We start from the raw sequence: 15,257 nt of genomic DNA, 5'->3' as shown, positions 1-15,257 counted from the left end.
CGCGTGTTCTTCCCCAGTCCTTTCCACCCCAGCGCCACAAAAAAGCGCCATTGGGTCGTGACAACGTTGCCGAGTGACGGCGGTTCGACTAAGACTGCCGCGACGTACGATTAGCCACGCCAGAGGGGCGAGACCCGTCATGAGTGAATTCAATACAGCTGTAACCGCCTCGCCGCGCCGTCGACTGGCATTGGCAGTAGCGGCGGCTGTTCTGCCTTTGATGGTTTCGGCCTGCGCGTCGGACAAGAATATTGACCTTGCCTCCTACGCGGAGACCGTCGAGCCGGCCAACGAGCTGTACAATCAGGGCCTAGCGAATCTCGATGCCGGCCGGATGGGCGAGGCGGCGAAGAAGTTCGAGGCGGTCGACCGCCAGCATCCTTATTCGGAGCCGGCCCGCAAGGCGCTGCTGATGAGCGCGTTCACCAATTACCGCTCCGCCAAGTACGAAGAAGCTATCACCGCTGGCCAGCGCTACGTGTCGCTTTATCCGACCAGCGAGGACGCTGCGTACGCGCAGTACCTGATCGGCCTTTCATATTTCCGCCAGATCCGCGACGTCACGCAGGACCAGAAGGAAGCCCGCCGCACGGCCGAGGCCATGCGCGAGCTGATCGAACGCTGGCCTGAGTCTGAATATGTTGACGACGCGCACGCCAAGATCCGTTATGCCCGCGACCAGCTCGCCGGCAAGGAAATGCAGGTCGGCCGCTACTATCTCGAGCGCCGCGAATATGTCGGCGCCATCAAGCGCTTCCGCAACGTGGTCGAGATGTATTCCGACACGCGCCATGTCGAGGAGGCGCTGGCTCGCCTAGCCGAAACCTATCTCGCAATGGGCCTTGCTTCGGAAGCACAGGCTGCGGCAGCGGTGCTCGGCCACAACTATCCGGACAGCCAGTGGTACAAGGACACCTACAAGCTGCTGCAGTCCGGCGGCCTCGAGCCGCGCGAGAACAAGGGCTCCTGGCTGAGTGGCGTTGGCAAGCTGCTCGGCGCCAAGGAAAGCTGATCTTTCCGCGGGCGGGGTAACTTGCCTGCGGGAGGGTCTTCACCTTTTGTTCGCGTCGTGGTCTTCTCCGGGAATCGGTACTCCATTTTCGGTCTCAGCTCCTGATGCTCGCCCATCTGTCGATCCGCGACATTGTTCTGATTGAACGGCTCGACCTCGATTTTGCGTCGGGCCTGTCAGTGCTGACCGGTGAAACGGGCGCCGGCAAGTCGATCCTCCTCGATTCGCTCTCCCTCGCACTTGGTGCGCGCGGCGACGCCTCGCTGGTGCGTCATGGCGCGACGCAAGGCAGCGTGACTGCAATATTCAATTTACCGATCAACCATCCGGCACGCGAAGCCGTACGGGAAAACGGCCTTGACGACGATGGCGGCGACCTCATCCTTCGCCGCATTCAGTCGGCGGACGGGCGCAGCCGTGTCTTCATCAACGACCAGCCTGCCAGCGTGACGCTCTTGCGCAGCATTGGCCGCATGCTAGTCGAGATCCACGGCCAGCACGACGACCGTGCGCTGGTGGACGCCTCCGCACACCGTGAATTGCTCGATGCGTTCGGTGGCCATGTCGGTCAGGCGCAGTCGCTGGCACGCATGTGGCAGGCATGGCGTGACGCAGAACATGCGCTGTCGCGCCACCGCGCCAGGGTCGAGGCAGCGGCGCGCGAAGCGGACTATCTGCGCTCTTGCGTTGACGAGCTGTCAAAACTTGCGCCGCAACCGGGCGAGGAGTCGGAGCTCGCCGAAAAGCGCGCGCATATGATGCGCGCGGAAAAGATTGCGACCGATATCACCGACGCGCAGGACGTGCTGTCCGGTCCGAGCTCAGCCGTGCCGCAGCTTGCCAGCCTGCTGCGGAGACTTCAGCGAAAGGCGGCTGAGGCGCCGGGCCTGCTCGATGACATCATCAAGTCTCTCGACGAGGCGCTGATTTCGCTCGATGCGACGCAGGAGGCGGTCGACGCCGCGCTGCGCGCCAGCGAGTTTGATCCGAAGGCGCTGGAAGATGCGGAAGAACGCCTGTTCGCGCTTCGCGCCGCGGCCCGCAAGCACTCGGTGCAGGTCGATGACCTCGCCGCTCTGCGCGACAAGATGGTGGCCGACCTCACCGATCTCGACGCGGGCGAGGAGCGCCTTGCCCATCTCGAACAGGAAGCGGTTGCGGCACGCGCGGCCTATGACGAGGCAGCACTCCATCTTTCGGAACTGCGCAAGGGCACGGCCTCGCAGCTGGCGAAGGCGGTGATGAAGGAACTGCCGGCGCTCAAGCTTGAGCGCGCCGAGTTCATCGTCGAAATTTCCTCCAACCCGGAAGACCGCTCGGAGAGCGGCATCGACCAGGTCGAGTTCTGGGTCCGGACCAATCCGGGAACGCGTCCGGGGCCGATCATGAAGGTGGCGTCGGGCGGCGAGCTTTCGCGCTTCCTGCTGGCACTCAAGGTGGCGCTTGCCGATCGGGGCTCGGCACCGACGCTCGTCTTCGACGAAATCGACACGGGCGTAGGCGGCGCGGTGGCGGATGCGATCGGCCAGCGGCTGGCAAGGCTTGCCGAGCGCATTCAGGTGTTGTCGGTGACCCATGCGCCGCAGGTCGCGGCACGCGCGCATTCGCACTACCTGATCGCCAAGTCGGGCGGCAGCGACAAGGTCGCGACCGGCGTGGAGACGCTCGCCCGCGAGGCGCGGCAGGAAGAGATCGCCCGCATGCTGGCCGGCGCGACCATTACAGACGAAGCGCGTGCGGCTGCTGACAGACTCTTACGGGAGAACGCGGCGGTCAACTGATCCGAGGGCTTGAGCCCTGCGGCCGCAACGCTACTTTAGCGCACCTAGTTGCAGCCGGATTCGCGCCCATGTCCATTACCCGCAAGCCCGTCGAAGAACTCACGCCGCAGGAGGCCGCTGAGGAACTCGCCGCGCTCGCGGCCGAGATTGCCGAGCACGACCGTCGCTATTACGCGGAAGACGCGCCGACCATCTCCGACGCGGACTATGACGAGCTGCGCCTGCGCAATGCAGCGATCGAGGCGGCATTCCCCGAGCTGATCCGCTCGGATTCGCCCTCGCGGGCTGTGGGAACGGCGCCGACCGGTACCTTTGGTCAGGTGCGCCACTCCCGGCCGATGTTGTCGCTCGACAACGTCTTCAGTGATGCTGACGCACGCGACTTTGTTGCTTCTGTGCGCCGCTTCCTGTCGCTCTCGAGCGGCGAGGAGCTGGTCTTCACCGCCGAGCCGAAGATCGACGGCCTGTCGATGTCGTTGCGCTACGAGCGCGGCGAGCTGGTGACGGCCGCAACGCGCGGCGACGGCGAGACCGGCGAGAACGTGACCGCGAATGTTCGCACGATCGACGAGATCCCGCAGAAGCTGCCGGCTGATGCGCCGGAAATCGTCGAGGTGCGCGGCGAGGTCTATATGCGCCGCGACGATTTTCTTGCGCTTAACGAGAAGGCGGCGGCAGAGCAGGGCCGTACCTTCGCCAATCCGCGCAACTTCGCGGCTGGCAGTCTGCGCCAGAAGGACCCGGAGGTCACCCGCAGGCGGCCGTTGAAATTCTTCGCCTATGCCTGGGGCGAGACGAGCGAGCCGCTGGCGGCCACCCAGTACGAAGCAGTCCAGCGGATCGGCTCGTGGGGCTTCAAGATCAACGAGCTGACCAAGATCTGCCGCTCGGCTGACGAGATGCTGGAGCACTACCGGGCGATCGAGGCGCAGCGCGCCGAGCTGCCCTATGACATCGACGGCGTTGTCTACAAGGTGAACCGCCTCGACCTGCAGGAACGGCTCGGCTTCCGCTCGCGCAGCCCGCGCTGGGCGACCGCCCACAAGTTCCCGGCGGAGAAGGCGACGACCGTTCTCAAAGGAATCGACATCCAGGTCGGCCGCACCGGCGCGATGACGCCAGTGGCGCGGCTGGAGCCGGTGACGGTTGGCGGCGTCGTCGTCACCAACGCGACGTTGCACAACGAAGACTACATCCGCGGCATCGGCAATGACGGCAATCCGATCCGCGAGGGCAGGGACATTCGCGTCGGCGACACGGTGATCGTCCAGCGCGCCGGCGACGTGATCCCGCAGATCCTCGACATCGTGCCTGAGAAGCGGCCCGCTGATTCCGCTCCGTACCAGTTCCCGCACACCTGTCCGGTCTGCGGCAGTCATGCTGTGCGCGAGGAGGGCGAGGCGGTCTGGCGCTGCACCGGCGGCCTGATCTGCTCGGCGCAGGCGATGGAGCGCATCCGCCACTTCGTCTCGCGCAACGCCTTCGACATCGAGGGGCTGGGCGAAAAACAGATCGAGTTCTTCTTCTCGCAGGAAGACCCGTCGCTGTGCATCCGCACGCCCGCCGACATCTTCACGCTCAAGCAGCGGCAGGAAGGCGCCCTGACGAAGCTCGAAAACTTCGACGGCTTCGGAACCGTCTCGGTGCGCAAACTCTATGCGGCGATTGATGACCGCCGCCAGGTGTCGCTGTCGCGCTTCCTGTTCGCACTTGGCATCCGCCACGTCGGCGAGACCAACGCGAAGCGTCTCGCGCGCCACTTCCTGTCATTCAACGCGTTGCGCGAGACCGTGACCAGCGCCGAGCCGCCGGCGGCCAAGGGCCTGCCTGGCAACGCGCAGTGGCAGTCGCTGGTCAACGACATCGACGGCATCGGCACGGTTGTTGCGCAGGCGCTCGTCGACTTCTTCGCGGAGGAGCACAACGTCCAGGCGCTCGACGCCCTGCTGGCGCAGGTGACCCCTCTCGATGAAGAGCCTGTCGGCGAGATCTCCTCGCCAGTCGCCGGCAAAACGGTCGTCTTTACCGGCACTCTCGAACGCATGTCGCGCGACGAGGCCAAGGCGATGGCCGAACGGCTCGGCGCCAAGGTTTCTGGCTCGGTGTCGAAGAAGACCGACCTGGTCGTCGCCGGCCCCGGCGCGGGCTCCAAGCTGAAGCAGGCGACTGAGCTCGGCATCGAGGTGATTGACGAGGACCAGTGGTTCGAGCTGGTTGGCCAATAATCCTGATGATTGGCTCAACCGAATTTATGTGACTTGGCAATCCGGCTGACCTACATCCACGCTTCGAGCCCGACGTAAGGGCAAGTACAACGGCAGAACAAAACCGGATGACTTCCAGAAGCGTGCAAGAATTCTTCGAGGGCGTAAAGAGCTCCGCCCCGGTCGTTATTGCTTCGGCGCCGTTCGGTATTCTGTTCGGCGTCGTGGCCGTGCAGAACGGCCTCAGCATCGGCGAGGCGGCTCTGATGAGCGCGACGGTATTTGCTGGCGCAAGTCAGCTGGTCGGGCTGGAACTCTTCGGCCAGTCGATCCCGGCGTGGATCGTCGTGCTGTCGATCTTCGCCGTCAATTTCCGGCACGTGCTCTATTCTGCCGCGCTGTCGAGGCACGTGATGCACTGGACGCCGGTCAAGCGGGCGATGGGTTTCTTCTTCCTGACAGACCCGCAATTTGGCGAGGCCGAGCGACGGTCGAACGGCGAGGGCAAGGGTCTGACCTTCTCCTGGTATCTCGGCATGGCGCTGCCGATCTACGTCTTCTGGACCGCAGAGGGCGCGGTTGGCGCGGCGTTCGGCAACCTGATTCCCGATCCGCACAAGATCGGCCTCGATTTCCTGTTGCCGATCTACTTCCTCGGCTTGGTGATGGACTTTCGCGACCGGCCGCTGTGGCTTCCGATTGTCGCCATGAGCAGCGTCGCGTCGGTTATCGCCTACAATACCGTCGGCTCGCCCTGGCACGTCTCCATCGGTGCGATAGCGGGCGTGTTGCTCGCGGCGGCGATCGTACCGGTGAGGAAAGGCGTCAGCCAATGACCGCGACCTTCTGGATCATCATTGCCGGTGCGGTCGTTACCTACCTCACGCGCGTCGGCGGCCACCTGGTGCTGTCGCGCTTCGAGAGGATTCATCCGCGTGTGGAGGCGGGGCTGAACGCCGTGCCGGCGGCGGTTTTGACGACATTGGTCGCGCCCGCGGCGACCACGGGCGGCGTGGCAGAATGGGCAGCGCTAGCGGTCGCCGGGTTTGTTGCCCTGCGGGGCAATCTCATCGTGATGGTGGCAAGCGGCGCAGCAGTGCTGATCCTGCTGCGCAATACGCTCTAGAGCTATCAAAGCGGCGCTGCGGCCTTTTCGAGCCAGGCCAGCGTCTCTCCGTCAAGCATCGGCCCGATCTCCTGCAGCACGCGTGCATGATAGGCGTCGAGCCACGCGCGCTCGGCTGGATCAAGCATGTCGGCAACGATGAGCCTGCGGTCGAACGGCGCAAGCGTCAGCGTCTCGAAGCTGTGCATCGGAATGTCACCGCCCGGGATCGGCGCGGCTTCCTCGACGACGATCAGGTTTTCGAGGCGAATGCCGTAAGCGCCTTCCTTGTAGTAGCCGGGTTCGTTGGAAATGATCATCCCCGGCAGCAGCCTTTCCGCGCCGGTCTTGGCTATACGCTGCGGCCCCTCGTGCACCGACAGGAACGAGCCGACGCCATGGCCGGTGCCGTGGGCATAATCGAGGCCGTGGGCCCAGAGCGCGCGGCGGGCGATTGCGTCGATGTCCATGCCACGGGTGCCCGCCGGGAAGCGCAGCAGCGAGATCTGGATCAGGCCCTTGAGCACCAGCGTGTAGCGCTCGCACATTTTGCGCGTCGGCGTACCGACAGCGACCGTGCGGGTGATATCGGTGGTACCGTCCTGGTACTGGCCGCCGGAGTCAACGAGATAGAGTTCGCCGGCCTGCAGTTTGCGATTGGTGCCGGTGGTCACGCGATAGTGGATGATGGCGCCGTTGGGGCCGGCACCCGAGATCGTGTCGAACGAGATGTCGCGCAGCGGCATCTGCGTTTCCTCGCCGACCGCGACGCGGAACTGCTCAAGCGCCTGCACGGCCTGGATCTCGTCGATCGTGCCGGGCTCCTGCCGGTCGAGCCAGCAAAGGTACTTGGTCACCGCAGCGCCGTCGCGGCGATGCGCGGCTCGGCTGCCGGCAAGCTCCGCCTTGTTCTTGGTCGCACGCGGCAGGCGGGCGGGGTCGGGCAGGGCAAGTGTCGTGCCGCCGTTTTCCTCGACGATCATCCGCAGCTTCTCGGCCGCCAGCACCGGATCGAGCGCGACCGTGCCACCGAGGGCGGCGATGCGGGCAAGCTCCTCTTCGAGCTGCGAGGGCTCAAGCACGTCGGCAAGCTGGGTGAGATAGGCGTCCGTCTCGATCGTTAGCTTGTCGCGGCTGATGAACAGCTTTGGCAGCTCGTCGGTGCTGAGGATCGCGAAACCGAGCGCGAGCGGCGTATGGGCGACATCGCTGCCGCGGATGTTGAACACCCAGGCGAGCGACGACGGATCGGTCAGCACCGCGTGCGTTGCGCCCTTCTTTGCAAGCGATTCCGAAAGATCGGCGATCTTGTCCTTAGCGAGCACCCCGGCAAAGCCGTGTGGGTGGATCTCGATCTTGCCGGCCGGCGGAGCAGGGCGGTCCGCCCAAACGGCGTCGACAAGGTTCTCAACCGGGGTGAGCTCGATGCCGGCCTTCTCGAAGGCCTCGACCTCGGCGATCGTGTGCAGCCAGGGATCGAAACCGATCGTCAGCCCCTCACCATTGGCCTCCAGCCATTTTACCGGCGGGTTTTCAACGAGGCTTTCAATGCGGAACGTTCCCGGATCGACCTGAGCCTTCGCCTGAAGTGTGTAACGACCGTCGACGAACAGGATTGCCTTGTCCTTCAGGACCAGCGCCGCGCCGGCGGAACCGGTGAAGCCGGTGAGCCACTGCAGCCGCTCTGAGCAGGCGGCGACATATTCGCCCTGATGTTCGTCGGCGCGCGGAACAAGGAACCCGTCGAGCTTGTGTTCGGCGAGTTTGGCGCGTAGCAGCGCCACCCTCTCGATGCCCTGCGAGGGATTGGTGCGCACGTCGAATGACTGGAACATCATGCCGCTCTGTTGCTGGTTGTACTGCCAGCAGGTCTAGACCTCATGATGAAGCCTTGCAACGGTCGCTCCTTGTTGCGGCGCACAATCACTTCGCACATGCAAAAACTGCATGGTCGCCATGCGCTATCTGCACTGGTCCTTTGGGTCAGCAGACCTTACCTATGCGTCAACAAGATGTTGTCCCGAGCGCACAGGAGATAGGCATGGCTAAGGGTGGTTTCTTCCGGAATGCAGTCAACGCAATGGTGACGGCGCGCGAGAAGCAGGCCCGTCGCTATGTCGCCAGCGCTCTCCTGATGCTGGACGATGAGACCCTGAAGGCTGCTGGTCACAACCGCGCAGATCTCGAGCGCAGCAGCCGCGGTGCACCGTACATGTTCTGATAGCGTGGGGCGACGCCATCGGAACAACTAAAAGGCGGTCCTTCGGGCCGCCTTTTTAGTTTGCATAGGTTAGAGACTGACCTCTTTCACACCGTTTCCGACTGATACCCCGGAAACGGTCTTTTCTTTTCCACCCTTGCAGGAAGCGCTCTAGCGCTTGAGGTGAATGGTGACCCAGCCCTCGAGGTGCGTGGTGCGGATGTGGCGAAAGCCTTCGGCCACATAGGCGGCGATCACCGCGTCCCCCTGCGAGTCGAGAATTCCCGACAGAATTAGGGAACCGCCGTCGACCACGTTACGCGCCATCTCCGGGGCAAGCTGGATCAGCGGATTGGCGAGAATGTTGGCGATGATCAGGTCGAATGGGCCGCGCTCGGCGAAGATCGGATCGTCGAAGCCCGGCGCAGTCGCCGTGGTCACCCACTGCGACACGCCGTTGAGTGCGACGTTCTCGGTTGCGACCTCCGTTGCCACCGGATCGATGTCGGTGGCCAGCACCGGGACCAGGGCGAGCTTGGCAACGGCAATGGCAAGCACGGCGCTGCCGGTGCCGAGGTCGAGAACGTTCTTCGGCTGCTCGTCGGCAACGACCGAAGCGATCATCTCAAGGCAGCCCGCCGTCGTGCCGTGGTGGCCGGTCCCGAATGCCTGGCCGGCCTCGATCTCGATCGCAATGTCACCCTCACGCACCTCGTCGCGATCGTGGCGGCCGTGGACGAGGAAGCGTCCCGCGCGGACCGGCTTCAGCCCTTCCAGCGACTTCGCCACCCAGTCGACATCAGGCAGTTCCTCGCGCTGGATCTCCAGCGCCTCGCCGGTCAGGCTGCGGATGCGCGCCTCGATGTCGTCGATCTCATCGTTGTCGGCGTAGACGGAGATCTCGTCGATGCCGTTGTCCTCGTCGAGCTCGACCGAGGCGAGGGGATAGCCGTCATCCTCGAAATGCGTCTCCATCGCAGCGAACAGGTCGGTGGAGAGAGGGCGCTTGGCGACGAAATAGAGACGGGTCTGGGTCATGCAGTTCAACCTTTGGCCAGCCGCTTCAGCTTGGCTATGGCGTTGTCAGGATTCTCTCCATACGCAATGGTGCCGGCAAAGTCGCCATCGGAGTTGAGGAGAAGGATCGAGGCGGTGTGGTCCATCGTGTAGTCGCCGTTCTCGAGATCGACGCGCTTCGAGTAGATGCCAAACGACTTCGCCATCGCCATCACCTTCTCGGGCTCCCCGGAGATGCCTACGATACGGTCAGAAACGTTGGTGACGTAGCTGTGGACGATCTCGGGCGTGTCGCGCTCCGGGTCGATGCTGACGAAATAGGCCCGGATGTCCTTGCCCTCGTCGCCCAGTGTCTTCAGCCAGCCGTCGAGCTCGAACAGGGTCGTGGGGCAGACTTCCGGACAATGGGTGAAGCCGAAGAAGACGGCGCTCGGATGCCCCTTGAGGGCCTCTTGGGTGATCGGCTCGCCATTGCCCTGAACCAGTTCAAACGGCGCGCCAAAGGCCTTGGCAGTATGCTGTACGCGATACCAGTCGAACGTCATCCAGCCGACGGCAAGCGCCACGACGACGAGTATGCCGACAAGGATCGATCGCATCATGGAGAAGCCCCTTTATCAGGAATGGTGCCGGTGCGTCAGAAGCACCAGGACAGGCCGGAATCGACCAGCGCCATGAAGATCGCGGGCGCGTGCTCCATCCACCCTGCGAAGGCAACGCCCGCAAAGGCGGAAAGCGCAACCGCCAGGACCGCAAGCGCGGCAGGGCGGGCGAGGCTGGCTGTAAAACCGGTCATGGAACCTTGATACCGTCTCGCGCAGCGGGTTGAAAGATGCCATCTTGCCGCCCGCGGCTGGATCAACGTAACTGTGATCGCAACGGCAGGAGAGGGCGATGAGCGTACGCGACAGCACGCAGGGATATTCGGCGACGCAGATCATGCTGCACTGGACGGTGGCCCTTCTGGTCGCATTCCAGTTTTTCCTCAATCAAGGCATCGGCGACGCATTTCGCGCGGTCATGAGTGGCGAGGAACCGACGGCCGACGCGGTGGATGCTGCCAACATCCATGTGACGATGGGCCTGCTGATCCTGATGCTGGCGCTGTGGCGGATCGGGCTGCGGCTTACACTTGGCGCGCCGCCGGCGCCCGACAACGAGCCGCCGCTGCTGCGCCGCGTGGCGAAGATCAACCATGTTGCGCTCTACGTGCTGATCCTGCTGGTGCCGATGTCGGGCGCTGCCGCCTGGTTCGGCAGCCTTGGTGGTGCGGCCGCCGCCCACAACATCCTCAAGCTGTTGCTGCTCGCTGTGGTTGTTCTCCACATTGCCGGCGCGCTGGTGCAGCACTTCGTCTTCCGCTCGGACGTCCTGATGCGGATGCTGATGACCCGAGACTGATCATGTCCAAGGAAAAGGCGGGGGCGCCGCATGGCGACCCGCGCATTCATCCCACCGCGGAATTGAAATCCTGCAAGCTCGGCCGCCACGTCGTCATCGGCGAGCGCGTCGTGCTGCGCGAGGTGAAGGTCGGCGACTTCAGCTATTTCGAGCGCCACGGCGAGGCGATCTACACCACCATCGGAAAATTCTGCTCGATTGCCGCGAATGTGCGGATCAACGCGCTGGAGCACCCGATGGAGCGGGTGTCGACGCACAAGATCACCTACCGCCCGAATGAGTTCTTCAAATTCCAGGGCGTCGACCAGGAGTTTCGCGAGCGCCGCCGTGCGAAGCAGGTCACGATTGGCAACGACGTGTGGATCGGGCACGGCGCCGTCATCATGCCAGGCGTGACGGTCGGCGACGGAGCGGTGATCGGCGCGAACGCCGTGGTAACGAAGCCGGTGGGCGACTACGAGATCGTTGCGGGCGTCCCTGCACGGCGCATCCGCATGCGCTTCGATGATGACGTGGCCACGGCGCTCAAGGCGCTCGCCTGGTGGGACTGGCCGGAGGAAAAGCTGGCCGAAGCCATTCCCGACATGCAGGTGCTGTCGCCTATGGAATTCATCGAGAAATGGAAGATCTGAGGCTGCTTCCTTGCTTGTATAAAATTTAAATTAAATTACGCGCATTAGTATTAATCGAATGTTTCGTGCGTGTACTTGAGTTACTCTGCAATTTTCGATTGTATTAATTTTCCGTTAGTGATTTTCTCTGGCTCGGAGATTAACCGCTGGGCAGAAGACTTCGATTACCAAGGGAGAAGTCTAATGCTGAAGCTGATTGCATTCGCTGCGCTATCCTCGACGCTGACCTTCGCCGCCGTTCCGGCCATGGCCGGAGGCTGGGGCAAGAGCGGAACTACCCAGTCGTCCTATGGCGGCTTCGTCAACATTTCGCCGTCGGTGCAGACGGGCAACATTGCCCTTCTGAGCGGGATCGGGCTGCTCAACAACGCCAACATCCTCAGCGGCAATGTTGTTTCCGGCATCGTAAAGGGCAACAACAACAATGTAGGCCATGGCAACGTCACCGGCAGCCAGAACGCGGTGGGCAACGGCATCATCGGCGGTGGTTCGTTCGGCAATTCCTGGAGCAAGGTCCAGTCCCAGTCCTCTGGTCGCCGCCGGCACTAACCGGTCGGGCGCAGGGTCCTGAGGCCACCCTCCACCTCCTCCCGCTGAGGTCTTGCGCCCATCGGCGAGCGCCTCCCGATCCCCGCCCCCCGCTAACGGGAGGCGCTCAGGTCGAAGGGAATGGCGGGCCTTCCCGTCTCCCTTCGACCACCCTATGAACGGAACAACCGGCCTCGGGCCGGTTTTTTGTTGCCTGGACGTTGCGGAGAATTTCGGCTTCGGCGCCCCTTCCGCCGCGGGGGTAGTGTGACGGAAGGGGCCCGGAGGTAAACCGCATGGAGCGGAAGATACAGGCACCATTGCCTGCAGTTGTGAGACTACTAAAATACACGTAAAAGTCGAATTATTCTGTCTCACATTCTTAGCGTGTGGAAGGTTGTAGTAACGGAAGGCTGGTTCTCGTCGAAGCGCGGTGTCGGCGGCTGCGTCCAGTTCTGACCGTTCAGGCATGGATGCTCGGGTCAAGCCCGAGCATGACGATGAGAAAAGGTAGGGTTTTCCGGATATTGAGCGGGAGTGGAAGCCATGGGCGCCTAGGTGCTTCTGGCTGTGCTGCGGAAGCGCTCTGCCCTGTGGGGCGCTTACGTGCCCATCTTCGTCATCCCCGCCAAGCCCGCGAAGCGGGCCCGAGCAGGGGATCCAGGCCTGAACGATCACGCTGCAGTGCGGCGCAAGCGTCCGCGCCAAGCATCAACACGATGAGTGAAGGGGCATAGAGGCGCGCCCTCGCTTCAACTTGTGCGTGCCAGGCTCGCGGCGCTCACACCGCCGTCACGAATCCGTCGAGTACGCGCTTCTGGCCGGCCTTGTCGAAGTCGATCGTAAGCTTGTTGCCCTCGATCGCGGCGACGTTGCCATTGCCGAACTTTTGGTGGAACACCCTGTCGCCAACCTTGAACGGCGACTCCGTCGTCGTCACCGACTTGGCGACCAGCTCACCCTCGATTGTGCGACCCTTTACCGAGGTGCGGCCGGCGCCATAGCCGGAATCGACTTCGCCATAGCCGATGCGCTCGACCGCATGGCCCGAGCGGGAGCCCCAGTTGCGGTTGGTCGCCTCGTTGCGGTTCTGCTGGGCGCGCTGCCAGCCGGGCGTCGAGTAGCTGTTGTTGAACGAGCCCTGGCCGGCGTTGTCGAAGCGCGAGGCGCCATACGGATTGCGGCCGCCGATCTGGCTACCATAGCCCGTGCCGTAGCCGCCGTAGCTCGAGCTCGTTTCCGCAATCTCGATGTGCTGCTCGGGCAGCTCTTCCAGGAACCGTGACGGGATCGTCGACTGCCACAGGCCATGGATGCGGCGGTTCGAGGTGAACCAGATGTGCAGGTTCCGCTTGGCGCGCGTCAGGCCGACATAGGCGAGGCGGCGTTCTTCCTCGAGGCCGGAGCGTCCGCCCTCGTCGAGCGCGCGCTGGTGCGGGAAGAGGCCTTCCTCCCAGCCCGGTAGAAACACCGTGTCGAACTCGAGGCCCTTGGCCGAGTGGAGCGTCATGATGTTGACGGCGTCGAGCTCCTCATTCTGCTCGGCGTCCATGACGAGCGCGACGTGCTCGAGGAAGCTCCGCAGCGACTCGTACTCTTCCATCGAGCGAATGAGCTCTTTGAGGTTCTCGAGCCGCGTCGGCGCATCCGGCGACTTGTCGTTCTTCCACATGTCGGTGTAGCCGGATTCCTCCAGCACCGTCTCGGCAAGCTCGGTATGCGGCGTATTGTTGAGGAGGTCGCGCCAGCGGGCAAAGTTCGCCACCACCTCGCGCAGTGCCGCGCGCGGCTTCGGCTTCAGCTCGTCGCTTTCGGCAAGCCGGCCCGCGGCCTCCAGCATCGGCACGCCAAGGGCGCGGGCAGCATCGTGGACCTGCCGGATTGCAGCCTCGCCAAGACCGCGCTTCGGCACGTTGACGATGCGCTCGAAGGCGAGGTCGTCTCCGGGATTGGCGATTACGCGGAAATAGGCCATCGCATCGCGAATTTCCTGGCGCTCGTAGAAGCGAGGGCCGCCGATGACGCGGTAGTTGACCCCGAGCGTGACGAAGCGGTCTTCGAACTCGCGCATCTGGAACGAGGCGCGCACGAGGATCGCCATATCGTTGAGGTTGTGCTGCTTGCGCTGCAGCGCCTCGATCTCCTCGCCGACGGCGCGGGCTTCCTCTTCCGAGTCCCAGGCCGCATGAACCATCACCTTAGGATCGTCCGGGTTGGGCTTCTCGGTGAAGAGCGTCTTGCCGAGGCGGCCTTCATTGTGGGCGATGAGGTGCGATGCGGCGCCCAGAATGTGTGCGGTAGAGCGGTAATTGCGCTCAAGACGGATGACGGTCGCCCCCGGGAAATCGCGCTCGAAGCGCAGGATGTTGTCGACCTCCGCGCCGCGCCAGCCGTAGATCGACTGGTCGTCGTCGCCAACGCAGCAGATGTTGACGGTCGTGCGCTCTTCTCCGGCGATAAGCCGTTCGGCCTCGCGGCCGGTAGCCGGAGCGTCTGTCGGACGCATCTTGCTCGGCCGCTGAGCCAGCAGTCGCAGCCACATGTACTGCGCCGTGTTGGTGTCCTGGTACTCATCGACCAGGATGTAGCGGAACTTCTGGTGGTACTCGCGCAGGATGTCCGGGTTGCTGCGCAGGATACGGATCGGGTGGCAAAGCAGGTCGCCGAAGTCACAGGCGTTCAGCGTAGTCAGCCGCTCCTGATAGGCGCGGTAGAGCTCGCGGCCGCGCCCATTGCCGAATGCGCGCGCATCGCCTTCCGGAATTTCGTCGGGCGACAGGCCCTTGTTCTTCCAGGCGTCGATCATCTGGGCGAACTGGCGCGCGGGCCAGCGCTTATCGTCGAGGCCCTCGGCCTGGATGAGCTGCTTGATCAGCCGAATGACGTCGTCGGTGTCGAGGATGGTGAAGTCGGAGCGCAGCCCCGCCAGTTCCGCATGACGGCGGAGAATCTTGACGCCGATCGAGTGGAAGGTGCCGAGCCACGGCATCCCCTCGACCGCCTCGCCGACGAGCACGCCGATGCGCTGCTTCATTTCGCGCGCCGCCTTGTTGGTGAAGGTCACCGCAAGGATCTGCGACGGCCACGCCTTGCCGGTGGCAAGAATATGGCCGATGCGGGTCGTCAGTACGCGCGTCTTGCCGGTGCCCGCGCCGGCGAGCACCAGCACCGGACCTTCGGTCGTCTCGACCGCGAGTCGCTGTTCCGGGTTCAGGCCGGAGAGATAATCGGGTGCGCGGTTGCCGCCCTGGCGTGCGGCCATGGCACGCGCGGCAATGCCGCCCGCAGGTCCACCCGCAGGCGCAGACGCCGCAGCGGGGCGGGGCGGCAGATCGTCCTCATCAAAGAAGGGTATGTCGTCGGCGAAGCCTGGCATG

14 protein-coding genes are annotated in these 15,257 nt (G+C 63.8%); 9 read left to right on the top strand and 5 right to left on the bottom strand.

Annotated features, from left to right (window positions below):
- The first annotated feature begins 139 nt into the window (after window positions 1–139).
- From L630_RS0101855 to L630_RS0101835, 5 genes are all read left to right on the top strand, one after another.
- Window positions 140–1,012, top strand: coding sequence for an outer membrane protein assembly factor BamD (locus tag L630_RS0101855; RefSeq protein WP_034329132.1), 873 nt, complete (start codon window positions 140–142; stop codon window positions 1,010–1,012).
- A 104-nt stretch (window positions 1,013–1,116) separates the two neighbouring features.
- Window positions 1,117–2,793, top strand: coding sequence for a DNA repair protein RecN (recN, locus tag L630_RS0101850; protein ID WP_024846587.1), 1,677 nt, complete (start codon window positions 1,117–1,119; stop codon window positions 2,791–2,793).
- Window positions 2,794–2,867: 74 nt separating this feature from the next.
- Window positions 2,868–5,018, top strand: a complete 2,151-nt coding sequence (ligA, locus tag L630_RS0101845; RefSeq protein ID WP_024846586.1) for an NAD-dependent DNA ligase LigA — start codon at window positions 2,868–2,870, stop codon at window positions 5,016–5,018.
- Window positions 5,019–5,125: 107 nt separating this feature from the next.
- Window positions 5,126–5,833 (top strand): AzlC family ABC transporter permease, encoded by a 708-nt coding sequence (locus tag L630_RS0101840; RefSeq protein WP_024846585.1) that lies wholly within the window; start codon window positions 5,126–5,128, stop codon window positions 5,831–5,833.
- Window positions 5,830–6,123 carry an AzlD family protein gene (locus tag L630_RS0101835; protein ID WP_024846584.1) on the top strand — a complete coding sequence of 98 codons (294 nt, stop codon included), beginning with the start codon at window positions 5,830–5,832 and terminating at the stop codon, window positions 6,121–6,123. Before L630_RS0101840 ends, L630_RS0101835 begins: the two co-directional genes overlap by 4 nt.
- Before the next feature lie 5 nt (window positions 6,124–6,128).
- Here the strand turns inward: L630_RS0101835 and L630_RS0101830 are convergent, their stop codons facing one another.
- Window positions 6,129–7,940 carry an aminopeptidase P family protein gene (locus L630_RS0101830; RefSeq protein ID WP_024846583.1) on the bottom strand — a complete coding sequence of 604 codons (1,812 nt, stop codon included), beginning with the start codon at window positions 7,938–7,940 and terminating at the stop codon, window positions 6,129–6,131.
- A 203-nt stretch (window positions 7,941–8,143) separates the two neighbouring features.
- Between L630_RS0101830 and L630_RS0101825 the strand changes: the two genes are divergently transcribed.
- The gene (locus tag L630_RS0101825) at window positions 8,144–8,323 is read left to right on the top strand and encodes a hypothetical protein (protein WP_024846582.1); all 180 of its coding nucleotides are present in this window, start codon (window positions 8,144–8,146) and stop codon (window positions 8,321–8,323) included.
- 150 nt (window positions 8,324–8,473) lie between these two features.
- On the opposite strand, the gene L630_RS0101820 is transcribed toward L630_RS0101825, so the two are convergent.
- From L630_RS0101820 to L630_RS23105, 3 genes are read right to left on the bottom strand one after another with little or no spacing between them, the layout of a single operon-like run.
- Window positions 8,474–9,340, bottom strand: a complete 867-nt coding sequence (locus tag L630_RS0101820; protein WP_024846581.1) for a 50S ribosomal protein L11 methyltransferase — start codon at window positions 9,338–9,340, stop codon at window positions 8,474–8,476.
- A 5-nt stretch (window positions 9,341–9,345) separates the two neighbouring features.
- On the bottom strand, window positions 9,346–9,921 hold the full coding sequence (locus L630_RS0101815) for an SCO family protein (RefSeq protein WP_024846580.1): 576 nt from the start codon (window positions 9,919–9,921) through the stop codon (window positions 9,346–9,348).
- Window positions 9,922–9,956: 35 nt separating this feature from the next.
- Window positions 9,957–10,115, bottom strand: coding sequence for a hypothetical protein (locus L630_RS23105; RefSeq protein WP_186441329.1), 159 nt, complete (start codon window positions 10,113–10,115; stop codon window positions 9,957–9,959).
- Between the two features lie 98 nt (window positions 10,116–10,213).
- Between L630_RS23105 and L630_RS0101805 the strand changes: the two genes are divergently transcribed.
- From L630_RS0101805 to L630_RS0101795, 3 genes are all read left to right on the top strand, one after another.
- Window positions 10,214–10,720, top strand: a complete 507-nt coding sequence (locus L630_RS0101805) for a cytochrome b/b6 domain-containing protein (protein ID WP_024846579.1) — start codon at window positions 10,214–10,216, stop codon at window positions 10,718–10,720.
- Between the two features lie 2 nt (window positions 10,721–10,722).
- On the top strand, window positions 10,723–11,352 hold the full coding sequence (locus tag L630_RS0101800; protein WP_024846578.1) for a DapH/DapD/GlmU-related protein: 630 nt from the start codon (window positions 10,723–10,725) through the stop codon (window positions 11,350–11,352).
- A gap of 183 nt (window positions 11,353–11,535) precedes the next feature.
- Window positions 11,536–11,901, top strand: a complete 366-nt coding sequence (locus L630_RS0101795; protein ID WP_024846577.1) for a hypothetical protein — start codon at window positions 11,536–11,538, stop codon at window positions 11,899–11,901.
- 760 nt (window positions 11,902–12,661) lie between these two features.
- Here L630_RS0101795 and L630_RS0101790 read toward each other — a convergent pair.
- A complete protein-coding gene (locus L630_RS0101790) occupies window positions 12,662–15,256 on the bottom strand; it encodes a UvrD-helicase domain-containing protein (protein ID WP_024846576.1) in 2,595 nt (864 codons plus the stop codon).
- Between the last annotated feature and the right edge of the window lies 1 nt (window position 15,257).

Source organism: Aminobacter sp. J41 (assembly GCF_000526635.1).
Classification (GTDB): Bacteria; Pseudomonadota; Alphaproteobacteria; order Rhizobiales; family Rhizobiaceae; genus Aerobium.
The sequence above is the reverse complement of the archived record's forward strand: the minus strand, read 5'-3'. Positions and strand labels throughout refer to the sequence as shown.